The sequence below is a fragment of the Hafnia sp. genome (assembly GCF_036648275.1).
Lineage (GTDB): Bacteria > Pseudomonadota > Gammaproteobacteria > Enterobacterales > Enterobacteriaceae > Hafnia > Hafnia alvei.
In genome coordinates this window covers 1-25228 of the sequence record NZ_JAVXIQ010000014.1, presented here as the reverse complement: position 1 = coordinate 25228, position 25228 = coordinate 1, and the positions used below count along the sequence as shown (strand labels likewise).

Genomic DNA, 25228 nt, shown 5'->3' with positions numbered 1-25228 from the left:
TTCGGCGGGCATTTGAGATTACTGCGCGCTAGCAATGAATGACTGTTGCTGTGCTTCGCTGGCTAAACGTTGCTGAAGTGCCGCAGCTTCTTGACGGCTTGCGAACGGCCCCAATTGCACACGGAACATAGCGCCGTTGGGTGATACTTTACCCGGCACACCAAATTGCTGGCTTAATTTCTGTTGCCATTGCTGAGCGCGAGTACCGTCGCTTACCGCACCTACCTGCACCACAAATTTTCCATTAGCTGATGCTGCCGGCGCTGAAGACGCTACCGGTGCAGCAACGGCTGCAGGGGCTGAAACAGGTGCAGGTGCTGCAACGGGTTCACTGCCTTCTAACACGCCGGTGCGTAACGGCTGTGGAGCACCAAGGAAGCCGCTGGCGTTACTGGCTGGCGCAGAAACCGGCATATCACCGTCTGATTCCAGCGCTGCTGGCGTTGGGTTCGCTACGGGGCGTACCGCAACCGGCATATCCGAAGGCGATGGGCTCATTGATACCTGCGTGGTTTCCTGTCCGATAGTTGGACGAGAAGGCAGCGCATAGCTCTGTTTGGCAATCGTGGTACCAATCGTTCCTGGCCCAGACATCGTGCCGTCTGGTGCAACGTTGATGAAGTCGATGCGAACTTTGGTGTTATTTGAGATGTTTAAGCGATCGGCTGCGGCGCGAGAAAGGTCAATTACTTTGCCGGAAGTGTAAGGGCCACGGTCGTTCAAACGTACCACGAGGCGACGCCCGTTAGCGAGGTTGGTGACGCGTACATAGCTTGGCAGAGGCAGCGTGGCGTGGGCCGCAGTCATCGCATTAGGATCAAACTGTTCGCCGATAGCGGTCATATTACCGCCGTTTTCTTCACCGTAGGACGTTGCATAGCCCACCTGTGAGAAGTTTGACGGGTCCTGCACCACTTTGTATTTCGTACCGTTAACGCTGTAATCCTGACTGGTTGCAGGATTAAAAGGTTCGTAGCGTGGTTCTGCACCGCTAATTTCTTCTACCGGGCCGTTATACGCAGGCTGCTGAGGAGCCGGGGTCTCGGTGGTTGTGGTGTTGGTACAGCCTGCCAAAAACAGACTGAGTAAACCAGCACTAAGCCATGATTTATGCGCCATTCGCATCGCGACCTCTATAGGTTCTTAGATAACATTTTTCTGTGAGTGTGGATCGACATAACGATACCAAACCCGGCCATGAGAACGATCAGGGCGGAACCGCCATAGCTGACCAGTGGCAAAGGTACGCCAACCACGGGCAAAATTCCACTGACCATACCGATATTCACAAAAACATAAACGAATAAAATCAACATTAAACCACCAACCATCACGCGGCCAAAGGTGGTCTGCGCTTTGGCTGCAATCATCAGCCCGCGCATGATGGTGAGCAGATACAGCCCCAGAAGTACCAAGACACCGACGAGGCCTAGTTCTTCCGCGAGTACGGCAAAGATAAAGTCAGTGTGGCGCTCAGGCAGGAATTCGAGCTGTGACTGGGTGCCGTGCAGCCAGCCTTTCCCACCAAAACCGCCGGAGCCAATGGCAATTTTAGACTGAATAATATGGTATCCCGCGCCCAGCGGGTCACTCTCAGGGTCCAGCAGCATCATAACGCGAGCCTGCTGATAATCGTGCATCAGGAAGAACCACAAGATGGGGATAAAGGCGGCAACCAGCACTACGGCGACCAAAATCAACCGCCAGCTTAGACCTGCTAGGAACAATATAAATAGCCCCGAAGCGGCAACCAGAATTGAGGTACCGAGGTCAGGCTGCGCGGCGACCAGCAGCGTTGGCATGAAGATTAAGATTAAGGCAATGCCGGTATTCTTTAGCGATGGCGGGCAGACGTCGCGGTTGATAAAACGTGCCACCATCAACGGCACCGCAATTTTGGCAATCTCAGAAGGCTGAAAACGGACAAAGCCCAAATCTAACCAGCGCTGCGCCCCTTTACTGATCTGACCGAAGGCATCAACCAGAATCAACAAGATAACGCAGAATACGTAAAGGTACGGCGCCCAGCTTTCATAGACGCGCGGGGGAATCTGTGCCATGACCAGCATGACGCACAGCCCCATGAAAATCTGGCCGATTTTACGTTCCATCATGCCAACGTCTTGGCCGCTGGCGCTCCACATAACGAAGGCGCTATAGGCTAAGATTGAAAGAATGCAGAGCAAAAAGGGCAGGTCGATATGCATCTTTGCCCAGATAGAACGTTTCTGTTGGTTGTCTGTCATGATTAACCTGTATGCCTCATCAGTCGCCTTCAACGCCCGGAGGCGGCGCATTTTCACTTGGGAGCGTCGTATTGTTATCGCCTAACATGATGTGGTCGAGGATCTGACGCACGATAGTCCCGACAGCGGGTCCTGCGCCACCATTCTCAAGAATGATGGCGACTGAAACCTGTGGGTTATCGTATGGCGCAAATGCTGTCATCAGTTTATGGTCGCGCAAGTGCTCGGCTAAAGTGTGGGCGTTGTAGGTCTCATATCCAAAGACCTGCGCGGTACCTGATTTAGCGGCAATCTTGTACGGTGCATTGGCGAAATACTTATGTGCCGTTCCGTTGGCGCGATTGGCGACGCCATACATTCCATCTTTGGCTATTTCCCAATAACCGGAATGTATATCACCAATCTGTACTGCATCCTGCTGTTTGTACGGTACCAACTGTCCGTTGATACGCGTGCTGTTCAGCAGGTGAGGAACTTTCATATTCCCGTCGTTGATCAGCGTGTTTAACGCTTTAGACATTTGGATTGGCGTTGCCGTCCAATAGCCCTGACCGATTCCGACTGGAATGGTATCACCCTGATACCACGGTTTTTTATAACGTTTTTGTTTCCATTCGCGCGTCGGCATCAGGCCTGAACGCTCTTCTGACAGATCGATGCCCGTGTATTGTCCGTAGCCGAATTTGCTCAGCCACTCAGACAGACGGTCGATGCCCATATCGTAGGCGACCTGATAGAAGAAGGTATCCGCAGATTCCTCTAGTGCTTTGGTGACATTCAGACGGCCATGGCCCCATTTTTTCCAGTCACGGAAGCGTTTTTCTGAGCCAGGCAACTGCCACCAACCGGGATCGAACAGGCTGTAGTTTTTGGTAATGACGCCCGCGCTAAGTGCTGAAACGGCGATATACGGCTTAACGGTTGAGGCCGGCGGGTAGAGACCTTGCGTGGCACGGTTTATCAACGGGCGATTCGGGTCATTCAGTAAACGCTGATATTCCTTACTAGAAATTCCGTCCACGAACAGGTTTGGGTCATAGCTTGGGTTTGACACCATCGCTAAAATCCCACCGGTACGCGGATCGCTCACCACCACGGCGGCACGGCTTCCCACGAGGAGCTGCTCAAGATAACGCTGGAGATTCAGATCCAGCGTTAGATAGATATCTTTACCCGCCTGCGGTGGCTGCTCATGCAACTGGCGGATCACGCGCCCACGGTTGTTCACTTCAACTTCTTCATAGCCCGTTTTGCCGTGCAGAACGTCTTCATAATAGCGTTCTATGCCCAGCTTTCCGATGTCATGGGTCGCAGCGTAGTTGGCCAGCTTGCCGTCTTTGTCTAAGCGGTCAGCGTCTTTTTCATTAATTTTAGAGACATAGCCAATGACGTGGGTAAGTGCCGAACCATAAGGATAGAAGCGGCGTTGGTAGCCTTTAACTTCAAAACCGGGAAAGCGGAATTGGTTAACGGCAAAGCGCGCGACCTGAACTTCGTTGAGCGCAGTTTTCACCGGAATAGAGGTAAATCGACGCGAGCGTTTGCGCTCTTTCTGGAAGTTATCAAGATCCTCGTCGGTGAGATCGACGATAGAACGTAAAGCATCAAGTTCTGCCTTCAAGTCATCGACTTTTTCTGGCATCACTTCAAGCTGATAAATTGTGCGGTTAAACGCAAGAGGTGTGCCGTTTCGGTCATAGATCATGCCGCGGCTAGGTGCAATGGGCACCAGTTTGATACGGTTCTCGTTGGAGCGGGTTTTGTAATCCTCAAAGCGCAGGATCTGAAGATGGTACAGATTAAAGACCAAGACGCCAGACAGAATCAATATGCCGAGAAATGCAACGAGAGCACGGCGTATAAACAGGGCGGACTCTGCTGAATAATCACGAAAAGGGTTACGGTCTATTTTCATTCCATTCCGTCGTGTTCTGGGTGATTGCTTGGATAAATAAGAGAGCTCAACGGCGAAGCTTGTGGCTAGCGCCGTTGATACTGGCTATTCACGATGATACGGATGGTTCGTCGTGATGCTCCATGCGCGATACAGGCTTTCTGCAACCAGAACGCGCACCAGTGGATGCGGCATCGTCAACGTGGATAGTGACCAGCTTTGCTCGGCGGCAGCCTTACACGCCGGCGCTAATCCCTCAGGACCGCCGATGAGAAGGCTAACATCACGGCCATCTTGCTTCCAGCGTTCTAGCTGCGAAGCAAGCTCTGGCGTATCCCACGGTTTTCCTGGGATATCGAGCGTGACGATACGGTTTCCTTTACCCACGGCGGCTAACATCATCTCGCCTTCTTTTTCCAGAATGCGTTTGATGTCGGCATTTTTACCGCGTTTCCCTGCCGGAACTTCAATCAGTTCGAACGGCATATCCTTAGGAAAACGTTTGAGGTAATCGGTAAATCCCGTTTGTACCCAGTCTGGCATTTTGGTACCCACGGCGACCAGTTGCAGCTTCACCGATTAACTCCAGAGCTTTTCCAGTTCGTACAGGCGACGACTTTCTTCCTGTAAAACGTGAACAATTACGTCGCCCAGATCGACCACGATCCACTCAGCGCCGTTTTCGCCTTCGATACGCGGAGGCAACAGGCCAGCCATACGTGCTTCTTGTACTACGTGAGTAGCAATAGAGTGAACATGGCGGCTAGAAGTACCGGTGCATACGATCATGCAATCGGTGATGCTTGATTTGCCAGCGACATCAATAGCGACGATATCCTGAGCTTTCAAATCATCAATTTTATCAATAATAAATTCTTGGAGCGCTTTACCTTGCAAAGGTTCCCCCTCGGGTTGGAGCAGTATTGCTCGGAATAACGTTTTCAAATCAAATCGTTTATTCGGGCAATCAAATCTTTAAAGTTAGAACCACGACATATCACGTAACGAAATGGATTCGGTTGTGATATCGGTTCTGCGAAAATAGGCCGCGGAGTATAACACGCGACCAGAGCTAACGGTACAGCCCCTGTAATTCGATATAGCGTTGAACCGCACGTGGGAGTAAATCATCACAGCTGATGCCTTGATGGCGGCGCTGACGAATATCCGTTGCTGAAATAGCAAGTAGAGGCGTATCAGCAAGATAAATACAGCCGTGGGGCCGTTGGCTGAGTTGCGCCGCATCGTAAACGCGATGTTGCTCGAGCCAGTTTTGCAGTTCAGGTGTATCAAGACGATCGGAATATCCCGGACGCGCGCATACCAGCAAGTGGCAGTAATGCAGGATTTCTTCCCAACGATGCCATTTATGCAGCGTCAACAAAGAGTCTTGGCCGATGATAAAGGCTAACGGCGCAGCAGCGCCTCGCTCTTGGCGAACTTCAATCAATGTATCAATGGTGTAGGAGGGCGTCGTGCGGTGCAGCTCTCGTTCATCAACCGAAAACAGCGGATTGCCGGCGATAGCCAACTCAACCATCGTTAAGCGTTGCTGCGCATTGGCCTCTGGCTGAGGACGATGCGGAGGAACATGATTGGGCAACAAAGTGACATTTTGCAGGCCAACTTCCTGCGCCATCGCGGTGACCGGCTTAAGATGCCCATAATGAATGGGATCAAAAGTACCGCCAAAGAGCGCGGTTAAGCGATGTTTAGCGGTAGCCTGCAGATGTTCATTCGGCATTGAGCATACTCTCCGGCAACGATTTTCCGCAAAGTAGCAGCGTTAGCGACTCCAGCTCACTCCATACGGATTGGCCGTAGTCTTGTTTGAGAATGACTTCAATGTGTGACAGCAGTGCGATGGCCTGATGAAGTTGCTGAAGACTAAGAAGCTGTAACGCCTGAGTTATCGCCGGCCTACGATTCTGCCAAACCTTGTGCTGATCAAACAGATTGCGCAGCGGCGTATGGCTCATCTGGCTTTTTAGCGTCATCAGCAGCAAAACTTCCCGTTGCACGGTGCGCAGTAAGATCATGGGCTCCATGTCTTCTTGGCGTAGCTGCTGCAAAATATGCCATGCACGTTTGCTTTTACCGGCAAGAATAGCGTCCACCCAGTGGAATGGCGAAAAATGAGCCGCATCACTAACGGCTTCCTCAACGCGAGGCAGCGTTAATTTTCCGTCAGGGTAGAGCAATGAAAGACGCTCTAAAGCCTGAGATAGCGCTAATAAATTGCCTTCATAGCAGTAACAAATTAGCTGGTTGGCCGCTTCGTCTAACTGCAAGTTCATCTGTTTGGCGCGGGTGGCAACCCAGCGCGGTAGCTGTGCTTGCTCTGGCGTTTGGCAACTGACCATAACTGCATTTTGGCTAAGGGTTTTAAACCATCCGGCATTTTCTTGTGCTTTGGTTGGTTTATTGCCACGGATAATCAGCAGCAGGTCGGAATGCAGCAAGGTAGACAGCTTGGTCAGCTGTTCGCCCATTGCGGCATTAGCGCCGTTTTCTGGCAACGTCAGGGAGATAATTTGGCGGCTGGCAAATAGGCTCATGGCCTGAGAAAGGCTAAAGATGCTTTCCCAATCGGTATGAGCATCAAGCGCGAAGGTGAAATATTCAGTAAAGCCATGTTCTTGCGCCTGCTGGCGAATGAGATCAAGGCTTTCCTGTAAGAGCAACGGTTCGTTGCCCATAACTAAATAACAAGCGCGCAGCCCCTCACGGAGCTGCGCGGCAAGTTGTTCAGGATAAACGCGAGTCATTGTGCGCTAATACTGCCTGTAGATTTAATCGCGGTGGTTGGCACAGTGGCACCGGTGTTGACTGAGTTAAAGTCATTGGCGCTTTGCACTTTTGGCGCAGCCACTTCTGCATTCATGCGATTGTCGTTGTTTTGCAACTCAGCAGCATGAACAGAGAGCAGTTTACGAACCAGCTGTTGTGCCGCCTGATCGCGCATTTCCTGACGGATCATCTCCTGCTCGGCATCTTTCGCCAGCGCAGTTAACGGGTTGTCGAAGAACGAGCGATAAACGCGCACGGTCAATGGATAGAGATCGTGTCCACGCACTAACACCTGTGCGTTTACATTCAGCACCATCTGGTATTCAGCCGTTTTACCATCTTTAAAGATCGACACGGTTTCTTTGGACTCGCTGTTACCAACAATACGCAGTGATGGCAGTTTATCTGAACCATCAGCCGGTTTTGCTGCGGTCGCAGAGTTATCCACGATGCTAGCGCTGTTAGTTGTTGTAGAGCCTGTCGTTTTCGAGTCGTCAGCTTTAGGATCGACGATAGTAATACCGCTTAGGCGGAGCTGTTCACGAATAGAACGTGACAGTGGGCCATACGGGTCGCTAGTGTCAAACGTGATTTTCTGGAATTCGGTTGGCACCGACGTGTTACCACGCAGATGGAAACCACAACCGGCGGTAAGTACCGCCAGCCCCAGAACAGCAACTTTTAACAACGACGTCATAGTACGATGTCGCACAATTCCTCCTCGGCTCAACCTACAACTAGGTTCAGCAGTTTACCCGGAACGTAAATCACTTTACGAATGGTCACGCCGTCGAGATATTTGGCGACCTGAGCTTCTTGACCTGCAAGTTCGCGAACCTGTTGTTCAGTGGCATCAGCCGCAACGGTTACCTTGCCACGGACTTTACCATTAACCTGAACCACGATCAGCTTAGAATCTTCTACCATCGCTTTTTCGTCGGCTTGTGGCCATGGAGCAACGTCGATATCGCCTTCGCCGCCCAACGCTGTCCACATTTCGAAGCTGGCGTGCGGGGTGAACGGATACAGCATACGAACCACGGCCAGCAGAGCTTCCTGCATCAGCGCACGATCTTGCTCGCTCTCTTGTGGAGCACGAGCCAGCTTGTTCATCAGTTCCATAATAGCCGCGATAGCGGTGTTAAAGGTCTGACGACGGCCAATATCATCGCTGACTTTAGCAATGGTTTTGTGCAGATCGCGACGCAGCGCTTTCTGATCTTCGTTCAGGTTTGCAGCGTTCAGCTCAGCGCATGCGCCTTTCTGTGAATGTTCGTAAACCAGTTTCCAAACACGTTTCAGGAAGCGGTTAGCACCTTCAACGCCTGATTCCTGCCATTCCAGCGTCATTTCAGCCGGAGAAGCAAACATCATGAACAGACGAACGGTATCTGCGCCGTAACGCTCAACCATGACCTGAGGGTCGATGCCGTTGTTTTTAGACTTGGACATCTTGCTCATGCCAGCATAAATAACTTCGCGGCCTTCGTTATCAACGGCTTTGGTGATGCGACCTTTTTCATCGCGCTCAACGGTAACGTCAACAGGGGAAACCCAGTTACGCTCGCCGTTTACGCCGGTGTAATAGAAGGCATCAGCCAGAACCATACCCTGACACAGCAGACGTTTAGCGGGCTCATCAGAGTTGACCAAACCAGCATCGCGCATCAGTTTATGGAAGAAGCGGAAGTACATCAGATGCATGATGGCATGTTCGATACCACCGACATACTGATCAACCGGCAGCCAGTAGTTAGCGGCTTCTGGATTCAGCATGCCTTCATTGTACTGAGGGCAGGTGTAGCGTGCGTAATACCACGATGATTCCATGAAGGTATCAAAGGTATCCGTTTCGCGCAGCGCTGGCTGGCCGTTAACGGTGGTTTTTGCCCAGTTTGGATCGGCTTTGATTGGGCTTGTGATCCCATCCATCACCACATCTTCAGGCAAAATAACCGGCAGTTGATCTTCAGGCGTTGGAATGACGGTACCGTCTTCTAGAGTGACCATTGGGATTGGCGCACCCCAGTAACGCTGACGAGAAACACCCCAGTCGCGCAGACGATAGTTCACTTTACGCTCACCAACGCCTTTTTCGACCAGCTTGTCTGCGATGGCGTTAAAGCCAGCTTCGTGGCTCAAACCGTCAAATTCACCAGAATTGAACAGCGCGCCTTTATCGGTCATGGCTTCTGCATGAACGTCAGGCTGGCTACCGTCCAGATTCAGGATCACTGGCTTAATCTGCAAACCGTATTTGGTAGCGAACTCCCAGTCACGCTGATCGTGAGCAGGAACGGCCATCACGGCGCCGGTGCCGTATTCCATCAGAACGAAGTTTGCTACCCAAACTGGCAGTTTTTCGCCCGTCAGTGGGTGAATCGCAAACAGGCCGGTGGCCATGCCTTTTTTCTCCATGGTTGCCATTTCTGCTTCGGCAACTTTGGTATTACGGCATTCGTCGATGAATTGAACCAGTTCAGGGTTGTTAATCGCGCCAAGCTGAGCCAGAGGATGACCCGCAGCGACGGCAACGTAAGTTGCACCCATGAAGGTATCTGGACGCGTAGTATAAACGGTCACTTTCTCATCGTTGTCTGCGACGTCGAAAGTAATCTCGACGCCTTCAGAACGGCCGATCCAGTTACGCTGCATGGTTTTGACCTGCTCAGGCCAGTTTTCCAGCGTATCAAGATCGTTTAGCAGTTGGTCTGCATAAGCGGTGATTTTGATGAACCACTGTGGGATCTCTTTACGCTCGACTTTGGTGTCGCAACGCCAGCAGCACCCGTCAATAACCTGTTCGTTGGCCAGTACGGTCTGGTCATTTGGGCACCAGTTAACGGCTGAGGTTTTCTTATAAACCATGCCTTTTTCGTACAGCTTAGTGAAGAACCACTGTTCCCAACGGTAGTAATCAGGATCGCAGGTCGCGATTTCACGGCTCCAATCGTAGCCGAAGCCCAGCAGTTTAAGCTGGTTCTTCATGTATTCGATGTTGTCGTAAGTCCACGGAGCAGGTGCTGTTTTATTCTTAACCGCAGCGCCTTCTGCTGGCAGACCGAATGCATCCCAACCGATTGGTTGGAGAACGTTTTTACCCAGCATGCGTTGGTAACGGGAAATCACATCACCGATAGTGTAGTTACGCACGTGACCCATGTGGAGTCGGCCGGATGGATACGGGAGCATAGAGAGGCAGTAATATTTCTCTTTACTTGCATCTTCGGTAACCTGGAAGGTTTTCTTTTCATCCCAATGGCGCTGGACGTGTGATTCTATGTCCTCTGGACGATATTGCTCTTGCATGGCAGCTGGGGGTCCTGTTGGTTAAAAACAGCAATACCTCTTCTCTTTCGGGGTCAGCGCTGTTGGCTGTTACCGAAAGACGTTGGGTATACGACTGTGATCTTTAAAAAAACGTTTTTTTATGAAGTTTGGCTTTAGTACCGATCGCCATAGAATAGCCGATAAGCGCGGCGTGCAACAACCAAGAAGCGTCAACAAGAGGGCAATTCTTTGTGATTAAGGACAAAAGCGTTGTGTTGCGATGCCGATCACAGCCTAAACATCGTAGAGACTCAGGTATTTACGTCTAAAATGATTGTAGGTTAGGTTAAGGGTACGAATCAGATCACATTCACGTCACGCGGAGGTTTGGTATGAACAAGGTTGCTCAGTATTACCGTCAATGGGTCGCGGCATTAACCGAACGATTGAAAAACGGCGAGCGTGACATTGATGCGCTGATTGAGAGCGCGGAAAAGCACTTAAATAAGGCTGAAGATCTCACGCATGATGAAGTGGAGCAGATAAAACTCGCTGTGCGACGCGATCTGGAAGAGTTCGCCCGCAGCTACCAAGAAAGCAAAGATGAGCTGACCGATAGCGTATTTATGCGCGTCATCAAAGAGAGTTTATGGCAGGAACTCGCCGATATCACCGACAAAACTCAGCTCGAATGGCGTGAGGTTTTCAAAGATGTCAGCCATCACGGCGTTTATCACAGTGGGGAAGTGGTTGGGCTTGGGCATCTCGTCTGCGAAAAATGCCACTACACGCTTGATTTCTATACCCCTGAAGTTTTACCGCTGTGCCCAAAATGCGGCCATGACCAGTTCCACCGCAAGCCTTTCCAGCCATAGGTTTTGGGAAACGTCATCCCCATTTTTCTGGGGATGACGAATAGTCAAACATCAATATAGCGAAACCCGTTCCATCAAGAGTTTCACAAATCCTTTTCGATCTACGCTGAGCAATACTTCGGTATTTGGCGCATTTCCCGTTAGGTTATAGACGTCTGCCACGGTCATACCCGTGGTGTATTTCCCCTGTGTTTCTACGCCAACCCAGTAGTGTGCCGAGGTGAATAAGTCAGGTTTAAGCAACCATGCTACGACGCAGGGATCGTGCATCGCTGCGCCTGGCAATTTACGTGGTCCGCTAAGATAGAGTGGCAGATAGAAATCAAGCATCTCGGCCACGGCCTTCGCCACTGGATTATTTATTGCGCGAATTTGTTCGACTTCATCCGCCATCACCAACGCTTGATGGGTCATATTTAATCCAGCCATCACTAATGGCACGCCCGATTGCAACACAATTTCAGCGGCTTCGGGGTCAACAATGATATTGAATTCTGCTGCCGGAGTGGCGTTACCGCCGTCGATGCCGCCGCCCATGAAGACGATGCGTGAAATTTTGGATTTCAACTCCGAGTACTGTGAAAGCAATAATGCGGCGTTGGTCATTGGCCCTGTGACCACTAGCGTTATCGGCGTATCAGACTCACGAAGAATTTTTGCCATCAGTTCAACGGCATTGGGATGGTGTGGCTGAATGGTGGCGGTTGGGAGCTTGGTGGTTCCCATTCCGGTTTCGCCATGCACGTGGTCAGCAATCATTAATTTGCGCATTAGCGGCTGGTGCGCGCCGCCTGCTACCGGAATATCGGTACGCTGCATGAGCGTGAGTAACCCCAACGCGTTGTGCAGCGTTTTCTCTGGGGTCTGGTTACCCGCTGAGGTAGTGACTGCCTTGATATCCAACTCTGGGGAATGTAAGGCCATCGCCAGTGCAATTGCATCGTCAAGGCCCGGATCGCAGTCAAAAATGATAGGGGTTGGCATCGGTTTTTCCTCCGTTAGCGCAGATTGGCGTAGGCGGTGCCGACGCGTTCAACCAGTAAATCGACGAATGCCTGACGATCGATATCCATCATCACCGTGGTATTCGGAGCGTTGTTGGTCAGGCCGTAGTAATCCACCACGGTCATTCCTTGTGTGTATTTACCTTGCGTTTCAACACCGACCCAGCGTTCAACACAGGTAAACATCGATGGCTTAATCAGCCATGCGATGGTGCAAGGATCGTGTAGCGGAGCGCCTTGGAATCCCCATTTTTCCTGTTTGTGATATTCCATGAAGAAATCCAGCAGGTCAGCGACTACCGCGGCAACGGGATTACCCAACAGACGGAAACGTTCAATATCTTCGCTCATGATTTGGGCCCGATGGGTGACATCAAGTCCGGCCATAACAATCGGTAGCCCTGATTGGAATACGATTTCAGCGGCTTCAGGATCGACATAAATATTGAACTCAGCGGCTGGCGTCCAGTTGCCGAGGTCAGCGGCACCGCCCATGATCACGATGCGCGCAATTTTGGGCTTTAATTCGGCATGTGAGGTGAGGAGTAATGCAATATTGGTAAGTGGCCCGGTCGCAACAATGGTCACCGGTTCTGCGCTCTCACGTAGGGTTTTGGCGATAAGCTCAACGGCATTGCATTGCTGTGGTGCGAAGCTGGGTTCTGGAAGCTCAGGGCCGTCTAAACCGCTTTCACCATGCACGTTGTCGGCGATGATCAGCTCGCGCATCAGAGGTTTTACTGCGCCGCCGGCCACCGGAATATCGCTTCTTTGCAGCAGCGTTAAAATGCGCAGAGCATTACGCAGCGTTTTCTCTGGCGTTTGGTTGCCTGCGGAGGTGGTAACGGCTTTGAGTTCGAGCTCTGGTGAGGCAAGGGCAAGGATGAGCGCAATAGCGTCATCGTGGCCGGGATCGCAATCAAGGATAATAGGTAAAGACATTCAAGAAGACTCCTGTCATTAGCGGGTTTTATTGTTTGAGCTTTTTTGTATGAAAATGATTATTGAAGCTGATTGTTTGAAAATGGTTGTTTGAAAACTATTGTGTGACCAGCTTAACGCGCAGAAGAAATTTGGAATAGAAAAGGGAGTGGAAAGCGTGAGGTAATGCGCAATCCCACGCGATTGTGGGAATTGCGCACGAAAACATTAATGAATGATTTTTGCGAGGAAATCTTTGGCGCGATCGGATTCTGGATTATTGAAGAAGTCGTCTTTATTGCGATCTTCCACAATTTTGCCTTCATCCATAAAGATCACGCGGTTGGCCACTTTACGCGCAAAGCCCATTTCATGTGTCACCACCATCATGGTCATGCCTTCTTTTGCCAGCTCAACCATAACATCCAGCACTTCGTTGATCATTTCAGGATCGAGCGCCGAGGTTGGCTCATCAAATAGCATGGCGACAGGGTCCATACACAACGCACGTGCAATAGCCACGCGCTGTTGCTGCCCACCAGAAAGCTGGCTAGGGAATTTGTCAGCATGAGAGCTAAGCCCTACGCGCTCCAGCAATTTTAGCCCTTTGCTTTTTGCCGCCGCTTTTTCGCGGCCTAGCACTTTCACCTGGGCTAGCGTGAGGTTTTCGATAATCGATAAATGTGGAAACAGTTCAAAGTGCTGAAAAACCATGCCCACTTTCGAGCGTAGCTTGGCTAAATCCGTGCGCTTATCGTTAACCTGAATTCCGTTCACCGTGATCTCGCCTTTTTGAATCGGCTCCAAACCATTAACGGTTTTAATCAGCGTTGATTTACCTGAACCAGAAGGGCCGCATACCACCACCACTTCGCCTTTTTTCACTTCCGTGGAGCAGTCTGCCAGCACCTGAAAGTGACCATACCACTTAGAAACATTTTTCAGGGAAATCATCAAACAGTCCTTTTTTTCAAGTAATTAACCAGCGCCGAAGCGGCTAGGCTGATAATAAAATAGACAAAACCGGCAAACAGAATCATTTCTACCTGCGTTCCATCACGTTCCCCAATGGTTGACGCGGTGCGGAAGAAATCGGCCAAGCTGAGCACGTACACCAGCGAAGTATCTTGGAAGAGTACAATTCCCTGAGTGAGCAGCAGCGGCACCATGGCGCGGAATGCCTGAGGCAGGATCACCAAACGCATCGATTGCCAGTGGGTCATTCCTAACGCCAGTGAAGCGCCGGACTGCCCCTTGGATACGCTTTGGATGCCCGCACGAATGATTTCTGAGTAATAGGCAGCTTCGAATAGAGAAAACGCTACCATGGCTGAGATAAGCCGAATATCGTTTTTTGGTGATAGGCCTAGAACTTGTTGTAATAAGCTTGGAACAACAAGATAGAACCAAAGTAAAACCATCACCAATGGTACGGAGCGGAACAGGTTGACGTAGAGCGTGGCAAACCAGCTAATCGGTTTGAACGACGATAAACGCATGACGGCTAAAACCGTGCCCCAGATAATGCCAAAGACCACGGCGATGACCGTAATTTTTAGCGTAATCACCATCCCATTCATCAGATAGGGCAGGCTGGGAACAATAGAACTCCAATCAAATTCGTACATTATTTGCTCCCCATATTCCCTGGTAGCTGAATCTTGCGCTCGACGAAGTGCATGATCAGCATGATCACCGCGTTGATGGCAATATAGGCCAGCGTGATGGCGGTAAAGGATTCGTAGGCATGAGCAGAATAATCGAGCAGCTTGCCTGCTTGAGCGGCCATGTCGACCAGTCCAATGGTTGATGCGATAGCCGAGTTCTTAACTAAGTTAAGCATTTCGGAAGTCATTGGTGGAACGATCACGCGATAGGCATTAGGCAGCAAGACATAACGATAGGTTTGCGGCAGCGTGAGCCCCATGGCTAAACCGGCACTTTTTTGCCCACGTGGCAGCGATTGGATCCCTGAACGAACCTGTTCACACACGCGTGCAGCGGTGAATAATCCCAGACATAGCATCGAGGAAACGAAGAACTGGATGTTGGGATCGAGCTCGCTCTTAAACCACATGCCGATATCGGCGGGCAATAATTCGGGGATCACCAGATACCACGTAAAGAATTGCACAATCAGCGGAACGTTGCGGAAAAGCTCGACGTAACACATGCCGAGGCTTGAGAGAAAACGGTTAGGAACGGTACGTAGGATGCCGAAAATAGAACCGACGAAAAACGCGATGATCCAAGCGCAGATAGACAGGGCTACCGTGACCTGAAAACCAGACCAGATCCACCCCAGATACGTTGTGTTGCCGAAAGGTGCCTGTTGCAAAAAGATGCCCCAGTTCCAGTCAATAGACATAGATAGCTCCCTAAAGTGGGATGCGGTAATAACCTATTCAGATGTCAGGCTGGGTTGATAACCGCACACACGAAAATTGATGACAGTCACTTTTGAATTGGAGACAAGACAACTGCGACGAGAAAAAGGGGGAGGGAACGATCTCCCCCAATCCCGTCTGCCTAAAGTTTTGTCAGCAATCTAGCGCCTTTGCGTAACTCTAATGACAATGGCGATTGTCTCCGTCTCCTTAATTTTTACATCGTGCGGAGACTAGGATTTATTTAGCGATTTGGTCGTTAGGGGCTTTGAACAGCGCTTTCATGTCATCAGAAAGAGCAAAGTTCATATTCATATTTTTTGGTGGAATTGGTTGATTGAACCAACGTTCAAACCATTTAGCGGATTCGCCGGAGGTTTGCGCTTTAGCAATGGTTTCATCCATCAGCTTTTTAAAGGCTGGATCATCCTTACGCAGCATACAGCCGTAGGCTTCATGCGACTGAGGTGTGCCAACGATTTCCCACTGATCGGGTTTCTTCGCTTTAGCACGCTCACCGGCCAATAAGGCGTCATCCATCATAAAGGCCACTGCGCGACCGCTTTCCAGAGTACGGAATGAGTCACCGTGATCTTTGGCGCTGATGATGCGCATTTTCATATTGTCTTTTTCGTTCAGCTTATTGAGCAGGATCTCAGAGGTGGTACCTGATGTGACCACGACTGGTTTGCCCGCCAGATCTTTGAAATCTTTAATATCGCCGCCTTTTTTCACTAGCAGACGAGTACCAACGACGAAGATAGAGTTAGAGAAAGCTGCTTGCTGCTGGCGTTCTGCGTTATTGGTGGTGGAACCACATTCAAAATCAAAGGTTCCGTTTTGCAACAGTGGGATTCGGTTCTGCGAGGTGATAGGCAACATTTTTACCTGCAGATTGGGCATGTTCAGCTGCTTTTTAACCGCATCAACGATTTGATTAGAATAGTCTTGGGAATAACCCACCACTTTCTGCGAGTTATCATAATAAGAGAAAGGTACAGAAGATTCGCGATGACCAACGACGATAACGCCGCTGCTTTTAATCTTTTGTAATGTGTCTGCAGAGGCTTCAGCTTTCTGGGCGTCTGCTGCTTTTGCTTCATCTGCGGCGTGAGCCACGGTGCCAGACATACCGATTAGCAGCATTGATAACGCCAGTTTGCGCATTTGCATTCGCGTACTCCTTTGATTGTTGTATTACAAGTTTCACATTTAATTGTTATATAAAGCTTTTGTTACTGCTTTTTATCCGTTCGCACGTGGGTGCCGGAACGATGGCACCGCTGCACGTTTACCCATTGTCGAAATTGGTTGTCTCTTATTTGGCGTGCAAAAAACGTCTGCACTTGATAGCAAAATAGCCTAATGTAACCAAATTGATATCTTTATGTTTATATTTTGAGACATAAACCGCACCATTTAGTGGCATAAAATTCTCGATGCACAAAAACAATGCAGCTAATGCCTCAAGTTTGTGCAGCGTTTTTATGGATTAATGCCAACGCATGGTTTTCGGTCGTTATGAAGAAAATATTGCAAGAGGTGTGCCAGAAATTGAGCTCCGCGAGGGAGCTCATGGCGATATTAGGCTTGAGAGGCTGCTTGAGATAGTGCGATATGGGCGCGGACAATTTCCATGATAGATGGCAGTGACTTAGGATCAAGCTGGCGTTCAGCGTCCCATAAGCCCCCAAAGGTCACGGCTCTGCCACAGTGGATAAAGGCTTCTTCAACGTTAATCACCAGCACGCTACGAGCGGCATTTTCTTGCACATTGAAGCGCTGGCATAATTCAGGATCGACGCTGATTTGTGCGCTGCCGTTCACACGAAAGGCTTCACTCCAACCTGGGATTAAAAACAGCAGCCCGATGGTGGGATTATTCAGCAGATTACGAATGCCGTCTAAGCGGTTGTTACCCGGTAAGTCGGGCAGCAACAGCGTCTTTTCATCTTCAACCACAACAAAGCCCGCATCTCCGCCTTTGGGAGAGCAGTCCATTCCGTTTTCACCAACCGTTGAAATCACGACAAATGAAGAAGACGCGATCAGCTGGCGGGCGTAGCTATCAATGTGATCAATTTGCTTCTGCAGCACCATCTTATTGGGCTGAGCATAGTGTTCACGCAATTTTTGCTCATCGGCAATGATAAATTCAGGATTTAGCTGCATCACTTTCTCATTAATGACTAGGGAAATTGCGGGCACATTAACAGCAGTGAGTATGATTCGCAATCGCGAAAATAACCCTGTTTCATATGGGGGAAGGGGTTTTGGGATATTGATAAGCACCTCCCCCTTCTCGGGGGAGGTGGTGCCGGATTAACGACGTTTACGTCCGGCAATCAGCGCAAGACCGGCCATGACAAAGGTAATAATCCATAGTGGAATAGAACCAAAGCGGGCGTAAGGCGTGATGCCAGTTGTCGGTGCAACGTTAACTTCGAGCACCTTGCGTTCGAACTGGGGAATTTCTGCAATCACATTGCCTGAAGCATCAACCGCGGCGGTAACGCCGTTGTTGGTGCTGCGTAGCAGTGGACGACCTAGTTCTAACGCACGCATCCGTGCCATTTGGAAATGCTGCCACGGGCCAATGGAGTGGCCGAACCACGCATCGTTAGACACGGTGAGCAAGAAGTTAGTGTCTGGGCGGAAGTTAGCACGTACCTGTTCGCCAAGCACGATTTCATAGCAAATAGCCGCGGTTAGGTTATATCCCTGCACGCTGAGCTGTGGCTGGATATAGTCTCCACGGCTAAAGGCTGACATCGGCAGATTAAAGAACGGCGCTAGAGGGCGCAGCAAATCTTCCATCGGCACAAATTCGCCAAAGGGAACCAGATGATGCTTGTTGTAGCGATTTTTGCTTGGATAAACGTACGGTTCTTTCTCACCCAAGACGATCACGGTGTTGTAGTAGCGTGGGCCATATTCGCCCATGCGGTCATCAACAATACCGGTAATCAGGCTGCTGTGGTGTGAGCGGAACAGGCTGTCGAGCATGGTTAAGAACTGATTCTGATTCTTCTCGGTATCTGGGATTGCGGATTCCGGCCAAATAATAATTGGCGCTTTCCCCAGATAAGGACGTGATTCATCCAGATAGGTTTGTAGCGTGGTGATCAGCGCGTTTGGATCCCACTTCATGGATTGCTCAATGTTGCCCTGAACCATTGCCACGTTAACCGCTTTGTCTGTTTGGTTCTGATACCACTGAATGCCGCGTAGCGGCCAAGGTAATAACAGCAGCGCGAGAGCAACAATCGCGGGGACAATTTTGCGCAGGCAGACGGAAAGCACAACCAATCCACTGATAATCATCAGCAAATAGGTGATGGTGTCCATACCAGCAATGGGTGCAATGCCTTTCAGCGGGCCGTTGATCTGGCTATAGCCAAACTGAAGCCACGGGAAGCCAGTTAATACCCAGCCGCGCAGGAATTCAGTCAATTGCCAAAGCGCTGGAGCCGCAATAACCAAACGCCAAACGTTCGCCTTAGGCCAAAAACGATTGAGCACACCGGCAAAAAGCATCGGGTACAGCGCAAGATAGGCCGCCAGCAGCACCACCAGTGACATGCTCACCGGCGTTGGCATGCCGCCAAACTGTTCAATACTGACGTAAACCCAGTTGATTCCTGTTCCGAATAACCCCATCCCCCACAGAAAACCCAAACCGATGGCTTGTTTCGTGGTGCGGTTAAGCGTAACGGCAAGCAGGCCAATCAGTGAAACGAGAGCGGCGGGCCAGAAATCATAGGGAGAGAAAGAGAGGGTGCCAGCGGCACCCAAGATAAGCGCCAGCAGGGCGCGAACCCACTGGCGTTGAAGTAATGAACACATGTTGTTATTAATCTTCCAGATCCAATTTCGGTTGAGGGGACTCATCCGGGATTTTGACATGAACCTGTATAATGCGTCGACTATCGGCCATGGCTACTTTGAATTGGTAACCATCAATGTCAATGGTTTCGCCGCGTGCCGGGAGATGGCCAAAGGCTTGCATTACCAAGCCACCCACAGTATCCACTTCTTCGTCGCTGAAATGAGTACCGAAGGCTTCGTTAAAGTCTTCAATTTGAGTCAGCGCACGCACGGTATACATGTGGCGGCTGATTTGGCGCACATCGCGATCTTCAACTTCGTCATATTCATCGTCGATCTCACCCACGATAAGCTCGAGGATATCTTCGATGGTGACTAGACCAGAAACGCCACCGAATTCATCGATAACGATCGCCATGTGATAGCGCTGTGAACGGAACTCTTTGAGCATACGGTCAACACGTTTGCTCTCTGGAACAACCACGGCCGCGCGCAGCACTCTGTCGATGCTGAACGGCTCAGAATCGCTGCGCATGAACGGCAGCAAATCTTTCGCCATCAGGATCCCTTCGATGTGATCTTTATCTTCGCTAATCACCGGGAAACGAGAGTGGGCAGAATCAACAATCACGTCCAGACACTCTTCCAGCGTCTGATTACGTTTCAAGGTGACCATTTGGCTACGTGGGATCATGATATCGCGAACGCGCTGCTCTGCGATATCCATCACGCCTTCCAGCATGTCACGGGTATCGGGATCGATCAGATCGTTTTGTTCGGAATCACGGATCAGTTCAACTAAATCTCCACGGTTTTTAGGTTCTCCGTGGAACAGCTGATTGAGAATCAGAGAGAAAAAACCCTTTTTGGGACTGGGGCTATCGTTGTTTTGTGAATGGTCGTCGCTCATGGCGTTAGTGTGTGGTTACTCATATAAGTGGTCAATAATTCACGTCATACGGCGCGATTAGGGGCCGCATGACGCAATATTTAATCGGATTCTTTTTCCGCCGCGTAGGGATCGGGATACCCGAGCTCCTGCATGATTTCGGCTTCTAAAGCTTCCATTTCTTCTGCTTCTTCATCGATGATGTGGTCATACCCTAGCAGATGTAGACTGCCGTGAACAACCATATGCGCCCAATGTGAGAGCAGGGAAATCTCTTGCTCTTTTGCTTCTGCTTCAACTACCTGCCGACAGATAATCATATCACCCAGCAGAGGAAGCTCAATGCCCGGAGGCGCTTCGAACGGGAAGGATAACACGTTGGTCGGTTTATCCTTACCACGATAGGTCATATTGAGCTCGTGACTCTCTGCTTCATCAACCAAACGAATGGTGACTTCCGCTTCTTCTTGAAACTTAGGTAGCACCGCTTCAAGCCATTGACGGAAATCGGCCTCAGTTGGCAACCCCTCCGTGTTTTCGCAGGCGACTTGCAGATCTAATATTACATTGCTCATAATGTGTTGCTCATAATACTTCCAGCTTAGTGTGATTCTTGCCCTGAGGCTGACGTTTGGGCTTCGCGCTTACGCTGTTCCGCCAACTCATCTTTACGCTTTTGCTCTGCCAGTTCCCACGCTTCATAGGCCATAACGACCTGCGCAACGACTGGATGACGTACCACGTCTTCGCTGGTCAGGAAGTTGAAGCTTATCTCTTCAACGGAAGACAACACTTCAATGGCATGGCGTAATCCCGACTTCTGCGCGCGAGGTAAGTCGATCTGGGTGACGTCACCGGTAATCACCGCTTTCGAGTTAAAACCGATACGCGTCAGGAACATCTTCATCTGTTCGATGGTGGTGTTTTGGCTTTCATCCAGAATGATAAACGCGTCATTCAGCGTGCGTCCGCGCATGTAAGCAAGCGGGGCAACTTCGATGACGTTGCGTTCCATTAGCTTTTCTACGCGCTCAAAGCCGAGCATTTCGAACAACGCATCATACAAGGGACGCAGGTAAGGATCGACTTTTTGGCTCAGGTCACCGGGTAAAAAGCCCAGCTTTTCGCCGGCTTCAACCGCAGGGCGGGTGAGCAAAATACGTCGGATCTCTTGGCGCTCTAAGGCATCAATCGCGGCAGCAACGGCAAGATAAGTTTTACCGGTACCGGCAGGACCAACGCCAAAGGTAATATCGTGATCTAATACGTTAGCGATGTACTGCGCCTGATTTGGCGTGCGCGGTTTGATTACCCCGCGCTTAGTTTTGATATTAACGGCTTTGCCATATTCAGGCACATGGTCAGACACCTGTTCCAAAATGCCACTTTCTTTGATGGCCAGATGGATTTGTTCAGGAATAATATCCGGGATATGACCGCGCATTGGCGCCGTATCAACATACAGATGGCGCAGGATATCTTTGGCGGCATTGACGCAGGCCGCTTTACCCACCAGTTTGAACTGGTTATCGCGATGGCTGATTTCGATACCTAAACGGCGCTGTAGTTGCTTAATATTGTCATCAAACGGGCCACACAGGCTGTTTAGTCGCTGATTATCCGCCGGTTCTAATGCAAGTTCTTCAGTGATAATGTTCAAACTATTCCTCTGAGCTTATACCCATAACTAATAGCGTAAATGATACATGGCATTACGCCATTATTCTTCATCTGCGGGCTATTGTGACCAGAATTGCCAATACGCTTCGCAATTTCTCATTATTCAATGGGGGAGGAAGTGCATAATTTCAACCCATTTTGTTTTTCATGTTAACTGAAATGCATTATAGAGCCGCCAGCAGGGATGCTGGTGGCAGGTTGAAGGCACACAGGATGTGTGCTCTGAAACCGGTCGGCCAAACGGCTCGGTAAACGCGCGCGGGTATTGGGCGCGCGCGCTGGCGCACCCAATTCGGTCGCCGATAGCCGTGTCTGCATAGGAATGCACATACTTAATAGGCGAACGAAATGTTACACCGCTCGCCCATTAATCTGCGAAATGTAAGAGCATCAAGCACTAGGGCTGATAACTCCCCACCCCCAACGCATCCTCTTTACGGGTGCGTGCAATAACTGACTCCGGTGACTCATGAACGCGCAAATCCATCTGATCTTCGGTACGCACTAACACACCACGCAGCGAGTTGGTTCTGACTTCGGTAATTTCTACATCAACGAAGGTGCCTACCAGATCCGGAGAACCTTCGAAGTTCACCACGCGGTTATTTTCAGTGCGGCCTGAGATTTCCATGACGTTTTTGCGTGATACTCCTTCCACCAAAATGCGCTGCACGGAGCCAACCATTTTACGGCTGTAGCTCTGCGCCTGCTGATTGATGCGATCTTGCAAAATATACAGGCGCTGTTTTTTCTCTTCTTCAGAAACATCGTCAACCATGTCGGCGGCTGGCGTGCCTGGGCGCGGTGAGAAAACAAAGCTGTAGCTCACGTCGAAGTTGATTTCAGCTATCAGCTTCATAGTTTGCTCAAAATCTTCCTGCGTTTCACCGGGGAAGCCGACGATAAAGTCTGAACTGATAAGAATATCGGGTCGCGCCTTGCGCAGTTTGCGAATGATGGATTTGTATTCAAGTACCGTATGGGTACGTTTCATCATATTCAGAACTCGGTCTGAACCACTTTGTACCGGCAGATGCAGGAAGCTAACGAGCTCAGGCGTGTCTTCATACACGGCGATGATATCGTCGGTAAATTCAATAGGATGGCTGGTGGTAAAACGAATTCGGTCGATTCCATCGATGGCGGCAACCAAGCGCAGCAGCTCGGCGAAAGTACAAATATCGCCGTCGAACGAAGGTCCGCGATAGGCATTCACATTTTGTCCAAGCAGGTTGACTTCGCGCACGCCTTGGGCTGCAAGCTGAGCAATTTCGAATAGCACGTCGTCGCATGGGCGACTGACTTCCTCGCCGCGGGTATAAGGCACTACGCAGTACGTGCAGTATTTATTACAGCCTTCCATGATGGAGACAAAGGCGCTTGGGCCATCGGCACGCGGCTCGGGAAGCCGGTCAAATTTTTCGATTTCAGGAAAGCTCACGTCCACGATAGGGCTTTTGCTACCGCGAACCTTATTAATCATTTCTGGCAAACGATGTAACGTTTGTGGGCCAAAAACGATATCAACATAGTGGGCGCGTTGGCGCAGCAGTTTGCCTTCCTGCGAGGCCACGCAGCCCCCAACGCCGATAATAACGTTTGGATTCGCTTCTTTGAGTAACTTCCAGCGACCAAGCTGGTGGAAAACCTTCTCTTGTGCTTTTTCTCGAATCGAGCAGGTATTTAGCAGCAAGACATCTGCCTCTTCGGCATTTTCAGTCAGTTCGAAACCGTGCGTGCTGCCCAGTAAATCTGCCATTTTAGATGAGTCATACTCATTCATCTGGCAGCCCCAGGTTTTAATATGCAGTTTTTGTGTCATCGATTTGCCATTGCTTTATGCAGGTGGATTTCGGACAGACCGGCACTGTTATCTAAAGCGGATAAAGCATCGGGTGAAAATCGCCATAGATATTAAAAGGTAGAGGTGTCGGAACAAGCCCATACGCAGGTCGGCTATTGTAATCTTTGCCTCAAGTCATGACTACCCTATAACCTCACGCTTTGTGGACGGAATCAAAGGTAAAATCCGGTACAATGGCGAAATATATAAGCGGGAGGATTTATGGCCGAGCATAAAAGTGATGTTGTCGTTATCGGTGGCGGCATGGTAGGCGCTGCCGCCGCGTTGGGATTGGCTCAGGCCGGTTTTACTGTCACGGTTGTGGAAAACCGTAAGCCTCGCCCATTCGATGCGTCGCAGCCACCTGATTTGCGGATATCGGCTATCAGTGCTTCATCGGTGGCGTTGCTAGAGAGCTTAGGCGTATGGAAAACCGTACGTCATATGCGTAGTGCGGCCTATCGTGGTTTAGAAACCTGGGAGTGGGAAGCATCCCGCGTCAGTTTCAGCGCCCAAGAACTGGGTATTCCAGAGCTCGGCTATATGCTAGAAAACGAAGTGCTGCAGCTTGCGCTATGGCAGCATTTAGAGCAGATGCCTAATATTTCGCTGATGGTTCCTGCCGAATTAAAAACCATCGCACAAGTCCAAAACGTGTGGAACGTGGAATTGAGCGACGGGCGTGAAATTGAAACCAAGCTGGTTTTAGGTGCTGATGGCGCGAACTCTCTGGTGCGCGCTCAGGCGGGCATAGGCGTGCGTGGCTGGCAATATCGTCAATCTTGCATGTTGATAACCGTTCAAACGCAGGAAGACCCCTTAGACGTCACGTGGCAGCAGTTTACGCCGCAGGGCCCGCGCGCTTTTCTACCTCTGTGGGATAACTGGGCTTCGCTGGTCTGGTATGACAGTCCGGCTCGGATCCGTCAGCTTATGGCATTACCTATGTCGCAGCTTACGCAAGAAATCAAACACACGTTCCCCGCACGTTTGGGTGATGTGACGGCAATAGCCGCTGGATCTTTCCCTCTGGTGCGTCGCCATGCGAATAGTTACGTGCAAAGTGGTTTAGCTTTGCTTGGCGATGCGGCGCACACCATTAATCCATTGGCAGGGCAGGGTGTTAATCTGGGATATCGCGACGTAGATGCGCTGTTGGATGTGGTGATCAATGCGCGTCAGCAGGGGGAAATTTGGTACAGCGAAGAAATCCTGAAACGTTATCAGCACCGCCGTCGTCCAGATAATTTATTAATGCAGGCCGGTATGGATCTGTTTTATAGCGCTTTCAGCAATGAGCTTAAGCCGTTACAGCTGGTGCGAAATTTAGGATTGATGGCAGCGGAGCGCTCAGGGGAGTTAAAAAAACGTGCTTTGAAGTATGCGTTGGGGTTGTAGATCGTAGAATTACCCCCTCCCAGCCTCCCCCTTAGTCAGGGGGAGGAGCGCACCGAGATCTCAGTAACGTACTGTACGATGATTTTCTTGGTTGCGTGGGTGGGTAAATTCAAGACGAAAAAAAGCTCGCTAAAAGCGAGCTCTTTTTATTGGCTGGGGTACGAGGATTCGAACCTCGGAATGCTGGTATCAGAAACCAGAGC

General features: G+C 50.3%; 23 protein-coding genes. 2 read left to right on the top strand and 21 right to left on the bottom strand.

All coding sequences use genetic code 11. The annotated features are described in order from the left end of the window. Window positions 1-18: 18 nt before the first annotated feature. From rlpA to leuS, 9 genes are all read right to left on the bottom strand, one after another. Window positions 19-1125, bottom strand: a complete 1107-nt coding sequence (gene rlpA, locus RSC70_RS13420; protein WP_234619130.1) for an endolytic peptidoglycan transglycosylase RlpA — start codon at window positions 1123-1125, stop codon at window positions 19-21. A gap of 8 nt (window positions 1126-1133) precedes the next feature. Further along, window positions 1134-2246, bottom strand: coding sequence for a peptidoglycan glycosyltransferase MrdB (gene mrdB, locus RSC70_RS13415; RefSeq protein ID WP_025800648.1), 1113 nt, complete (start codon window positions 2244-2246; stop codon window positions 1134-1136). 19 nt (window positions 2247-2265) lie between these two features. Beyond that, window positions 2266-4161 carry a peptidoglycan DD-transpeptidase MrdA gene (mrdA, locus tag RSC70_RS13410; protein WP_040045664.1) on the bottom strand — a complete coding sequence of 632 codons (1896 nt, stop codon included), beginning with the start codon at window positions 4159-4161 and terminating at the stop codon, window positions 2266-2268. Between the two features lie 84 nt (window positions 4162-4245). Next, the gene (gene rlmH, locus RSC70_RS13405; protein ID WP_004096425.1) at window positions 4246-4716 is read right to left on the bottom strand and encodes a 23S rRNA (pseudouridine(1915)-N(3))-methyltransferase RlmH; all 471 of its coding nucleotides are present in this window, start codon (window positions 4714-4716) and stop codon (window positions 4246-4248) included. Between the two features lie 3 nt (window positions 4717-4719). Continuing rightward, on the bottom strand, window positions 4720-5037 hold the full coding sequence (gene rsfS, locus RSC70_RS13400; protein WP_025800650.1) for a ribosome silencing factor: 318 nt from the start codon (window positions 5035-5037) through the stop codon (window positions 4720-4722). Between the two features lie 175 nt (window positions 5038-5212). After that, window positions 5213-5884: a nicotinate-nucleotide adenylyltransferase gene (nadD, locus tag RSC70_RS13395; RefSeq protein ID WP_103009175.1), complete on the bottom strand. Its 672-nt coding sequence runs from the start codon at window positions 5882-5884 to the stop codon at window positions 5213-5215. Beyond that, on the bottom strand, window positions 5874-6908 hold the full coding sequence (holA, locus tag RSC70_RS13390) for a DNA polymerase III subunit delta (protein WP_332542734.1): 1035 nt from the start codon (window positions 6906-6908) through the stop codon (window positions 5874-5876). The genes nadD and holA overlap by 11 nt, the downstream gene beginning before the upstream one ends. Continuing rightward, window positions 6905-7642 (bottom strand): LPS assembly lipoprotein LptE, encoded by a 738-nt coding sequence (lptE, locus tag RSC70_RS13385; protein WP_040045667.1) that lies wholly within the window; start codon window positions 7640-7642, stop codon window positions 6905-6907. The genes holA and lptE overlap by 4 nt, the downstream gene beginning before the upstream one ends. Window positions 7643-7656: 14 nt before the next feature. Beyond that, window positions 7657-10239: a leucine--tRNA ligase gene (leuS, locus tag RSC70_RS13380; protein WP_332542733.1), complete on the bottom strand. Its 2583-nt coding sequence runs from the start codon at window positions 10237-10239 to the stop codon at window positions 7657-7659. Window positions 10240-10592: 353 nt separating this feature from the next. On the opposite strand from leuS, the gene RSC70_RS13375 reads away from it, so the two are divergent. Beyond that, window positions 10593-11075, top strand: coding sequence for a zinc ribbon-containing protein (locus RSC70_RS13375; protein WP_025800655.1), 483 nt, complete (start codon window positions 10593-10595; stop codon window positions 11073-11075). Between the two features lie 51 nt (window positions 11076-11126). Here RSC70_RS13375 and rihA (RSC70_RS13370) read toward each other — a convergent pair whose 3' ends face one another. The 12 genes from rihA (RSC70_RS13370) to miaB all read right to left on the bottom strand — a co-directional run bounded on the left by rihA (RSC70_RS13370) (window position 11127) and on the right by miaB (window position 23606). Further along, on the bottom strand, window positions 11127-12059 hold the full coding sequence (rihA, locus tag RSC70_RS13370; protein WP_332542732.1) for a pyrimidine-specific ribonucleoside hydrolase RihA: 933 nt from the start codon (window positions 12057-12059) through the stop codon (window positions 11127-11129). 14 nt (window positions 12060-12073) lie between these two features. After that, entirely contained in the window at window positions 12074-13021 is a 948-nt protein-coding gene (gene rihA / locus RSC70_RS13365; RefSeq protein WP_332542730.1) for a pyrimidine-specific ribonucleoside hydrolase RihA, read from the bottom strand. 207 nt (window positions 13022-13228) lie between these two features. Continuing rightward, the gene (locus RSC70_RS13360) at window positions 13229-13954 is read right to left on the bottom strand and encodes an amino acid ABC transporter ATP-binding protein (RefSeq protein ID WP_025800658.1); all 726 of its coding nucleotides are present in this window, start codon (window positions 13952-13954) and stop codon (window positions 13229-13231) included. Beyond that, entirely contained in the window at window positions 13954-14628 is a 675-nt protein-coding gene (gltK, locus tag RSC70_RS13355) for a glutamate/aspartate ABC transporter permease GltK (protein WP_025800659.1), read from the bottom strand. The genes RSC70_RS13360 and gltK overlap by 1 nt, the downstream gene beginning before the upstream one ends. Beyond that, a complete protein-coding gene (locus tag RSC70_RS13350) occupies window positions 14628-15368 on the bottom strand; it encodes an amino acid ABC transporter permease (RefSeq protein ID WP_025800660.1) in 741 nt (246 codons plus the stop codon). The genes gltK and RSC70_RS13350 overlap by 1 nt, the downstream gene beginning before the upstream one ends. 259 nt (window positions 15369-15627) lie before the next feature. Beyond that, the gene (locus RSC70_RS13345) at window positions 15628-16560 is read right to left on the bottom strand and encodes a glutamate/aspartate ABC transporter substrate-binding protein (RefSeq protein WP_234619125.1); all 933 of its coding nucleotides are present in this window, start codon (window positions 16558-16560) and stop codon (window positions 15628-15630) included. Between the two features lie 411 nt (window positions 16561-16971). Then, complete coding sequence (locus RSC70_RS13340; RefSeq protein ID WP_130997907.1) at window positions 16972-17559, bottom strand: MSMEG_1061 family FMN-dependent PPOX-type flavoprotein; 588 nt, start codon at window positions 17557-17559, stop codon at window positions 16972-16974. Between the two features lie 150 nt (window positions 17560-17709). Then, window positions 17710-19233, bottom strand: coding sequence for an apolipoprotein N-acyltransferase (lnt, locus tag RSC70_RS13335; protein ID WP_040045674.1), 1524 nt, complete (start codon window positions 19231-19233; stop codon window positions 17710-17712). 7 nt (window positions 19234-19240) lie between these two features. After that, complete coding sequence (corC, locus tag RSC70_RS13330; protein ID WP_004096455.1) at window positions 19241-20125, bottom strand: CNNM family magnesium/cobalt transport protein CorC; 885 nt, start codon at window positions 20123-20125, stop codon at window positions 19241-19243. Between the two features lie 80 nt (window positions 20126-20205). Then, entirely contained in the window at window positions 20206-20679 is a 474-nt protein-coding gene (gene ybeY / locus RSC70_RS13325) for an rRNA maturation RNase YbeY (RefSeq protein ID WP_282813930.1), read from the bottom strand. A gap of 26 nt (window positions 20680-20705) precedes the next feature. After that, window positions 20706-21764: a PhoH family protein gene (locus RSC70_RS13320; protein ID WP_332542728.1), complete on the bottom strand. Its 1059-nt coding sequence runs from the start codon at window positions 21762-21764 to the stop codon at window positions 20706-20708. 417 nt (window positions 21765-22181) lie between these two features. After that, complete coding sequence (miaB, locus tag RSC70_RS13315; RefSeq protein ID WP_332542727.1) at window positions 22182-23606, bottom strand: tRNA (N6-isopentenyl adenosine(37)-C2)-methylthiotransferase MiaB; 1425 nt, start codon at window positions 23604-23606, stop codon at window positions 22182-22184. Window positions 23607-23849: 243 nt separating this feature from the next. Here miaB and ubiF point away from each other — a divergent pair, with 243 nt between their 5' ends. Beyond that, window positions 23850-25025 carry a 3-demethoxyubiquinol 3-hydroxylase gene (gene ubiF, locus RSC70_RS13310; RefSeq protein ID WP_332542726.1) on the top strand — a complete coding sequence of 392 codons (1176 nt, stop codon included), beginning with the start codon at window positions 23850-23852 and terminating at the stop codon, window positions 25023-25025. The last annotated feature ends 203 nt before the right edge of the window (window positions 25026-25228 follow it).

Excerpts from the sequence above, each read along its gene's own strand:
- lnt (WP_040045674.1), bottom strand. The coding sequence starts at position 19,233 with ATGTGTTCATTACTTCAACGCCAGTGGGTTCGCGCCCTGCTGGCGCTT.
- nadD (WP_103009175.1), bottom strand. The coding sequence starts at position 5,884 with ATGCCGAATGAACATCTGCAGGCTACCGCTAAACATCGCTTAACCGCG.
- RSC70_RS13350 (WP_025800660.1), bottom strand. The coding sequence starts at position 15,368 with ATGTCTATTGACTGGAACTGGGGCATCTTTTTGCAACAGGCACCTTTC.
- holA (WP_332542734.1), bottom strand. The coding sequence starts at position 6,908 with ATGACTCGCGTTTATCCTGAACAACTTGCCGCGCAGCTCCGTGAGGGG.
- RSC70_RS13360 (WP_025800658.1), bottom strand. The coding sequence starts at position 13,954 with ATGATTTCCCTGAAAAATGTTTCTAAGTGGTATGGTCACTTTCAGGTG.
- miaB (WP_332542727.1), bottom strand. The coding sequence starts at position 23,606 with ATGACACAAAAACTGCATATTAAAACCTGGGGCTGCCAGATGAATGAG.
- RSC70_RS13345 (WP_234619125.1), bottom strand. The coding sequence starts at position 16,560 with ATGCAAATGCGCAAACTGGCGTTATCAATGCTGCTAATCGGTATGTCT.
- gltK (WP_025800659.1), bottom strand. The coding sequence starts at position 14,628 with ATGTACGAATTTGATTGGAGTTCTATTGTTCCCAGCCTGCCCTATCTG.
- mrdA (WP_040045664.1), bottom strand. The coding sequence starts at position 4,161 with ATGAAAATAGACCGTAACCCTTTTCGTGATTATTCAGCAGAGTCCGCC.
- ubiF (WP_332542726.1), top strand. The coding sequence starts at position 23,850 with ATGGCCGAGCATAAAAGTGATGTTGTCGTTATCGGTGGCGGCATGGTA.
- RSC70_RS13340 (WP_130997907.1), bottom strand. The coding sequence starts at position 17,559 with ATGCAGCTAAATCCTGAATTTATCATTGCCGATGAGCAAAAATTGCGT.
- rihA (WP_332542732.1), bottom strand. The coding sequence starts at position 12,059 with ATGCCAACCCCTATCATTTTTGACTGCGATCCGGGCCTTGACGATGCA.
- leuS (WP_332542733.1), bottom strand. The coding sequence starts at position 10,239 with ATGCAAGAGCAATATCGTCCAGAGGACATAGAATCACACGTCCAGCGC.
- mrdB (WP_025800648.1), bottom strand. The coding sequence starts at position 2,246 with ATGACAGACAACCAACAGAAACGTTCTATCTGGGCAAAGATGCATATC.
- ybeY (WP_282813930.1), bottom strand. The coding sequence starts at position 20,679 with ATGAGCAATGTAATATTAGATCTGCAAGTCGCCTGCGAAAACACGGAG.
- rihA (WP_332542730.1), bottom strand. The coding sequence starts at position 13,021 with ATGTCTTTACCTATTATCCTTGATTGCGATCCCGGCCACGATGACGCT.
- rlpA (WP_234619130.1), bottom strand. The coding sequence starts at position 1,125 with ATGCGAATGGCGCATAAATCATGGCTTAGTGCTGGTTTACTCAGTCTG.
- corC (WP_004096455.1), bottom strand. The coding sequence starts at position 20,125 with ATGAGCGACGACCATTCACAAAACAACGATAGCCCCAGTCCCAAAAAG.
- RSC70_RS13375 (WP_025800655.1), top strand. The coding sequence starts at position 10,593 with ATGAACAAGGTTGCTCAGTATTACCGTCAATGGGTCGCGGCATTAACC.